The sequence below is a fragment of the Ostreibacterium oceani genome (assembly GCF_009362845.1).
Lineage (GTDB): Bacteria > Pseudomonadota > Gammaproteobacteria > Cardiobacteriales > Ostreibacteriaceae > Ostreibacterium > Ostreibacterium oceani.
Window position 1 is genome coordinate 1 of the sequence record NZ_WHNW01000023.1, and the last position, 1,129, is coordinate 1,129.

2 protein-coding genes are annotated in these 1,129 nt (G+C 49.4%); both read left to right on the plus strand.

Annotation, left to right across the window (positions count from 1 at the left end):
• A partial coding sequence (locus tag GCU85_RS10095; protein ID WP_218110674.1) for a hypothetical protein occupies positions 1 to 408 on the plus strand: 408 nt, incomplete at its 5' end.
• A 158-nt stretch (positions 409 to 566) separates the two neighbouring features.
• Positions 567 to 1,129 (plus strand): hypothetical protein (locus GCU85_RS09830; RefSeq protein WP_152811009.1); only part of this gene is annotated, 563 nt, incomplete at its 3' end.

Here is a 1,129-nt window from a genome sequence, read left to right on the forward strand (position 1 = left end):
GATGAAACGCTTTACGATAATCTATCCGAGACTAGTCGTCCTGCGGGATGGGATTCTTTGATTGTTCCGCCAGATTTGTTGGTAGGTAGTGGGGAATACGATGCCTTTGTCACTGGGCCTGAATTAGCGGTGGGTGATAGTGTGGGTGAGTTTGTCATACGATTTGAGTGGTTGGGCATGGGTGAGCCTGGTGTGCAGCCGTTTTCGATTATTGATCCTGTGACCTTTGTCAGTGTGTTTGACGGGACGACGGTCATCGCGCCCAATTCGGGGAATGCGACACCTGCTGCTATTCCATCTGTGTCGTCATGGGGCCTGTTGAGTTTGATGCTGAGTTTGATGCTCTGTTTTTTAGCGGGCAGTTTCATGCTAAGCTATCGTCAGCGAATGAGTGCATTCAAATCATAGGACAATAGGACAGTAGGACAGTAAGGCAATAGGGCAATAGGATTAAAGATTATCAAAATAGCCAAAATAGCCATCTTAATCATGTCAGTATTTATCCATTAACCATTTAATTATTTCACCACGCAATTATTTACTAGGAAATCAACACAGGAGCCGTTATGAAACCAACCACCCTTAATCACCCATTTGCGCGTACGCTCAGTCGCGCAGGCAATGTTGTATTGAAAACCACATTGAAAACGACGCTAAAAAGCACCTTACTCGCGCTAACCCTACTTGCAGGAACCGCTTGGTCGGCACAGGAGACCTTAACCCCTGAGCAAGCGGCGATGGATAACACGCAATATGAGCAAGTCACGCGCCAGCGTGTGAGTCGTAGAGATGTTCGGTTTGAGTACAAGGCAACACTGGTCAACAAAACCGAGCGGACGCTCACCAATATCAGCGCTACGGTTAAGGCAACCCCAGCATCAGAAGCCCCCGATACTAATGTCACGGCAATGCCTGAGACCACGGTGACGTTTCCTGATTTAGCGCCGGGTGAGTCGGCACTGTCCAACGAGACATTTGAAATGACGCTAGACCGCACACGGCTTTTTTCGTGGGACAATATCACCTGGCAAGTGCGCGCCGATGGGCAAGAGGAGGATGAAGAAGTTGATTTATCCGACCCTGAGGCCATCATCCCCGCCCACCCAGGCGAGGCGGGGAAACTAACCCT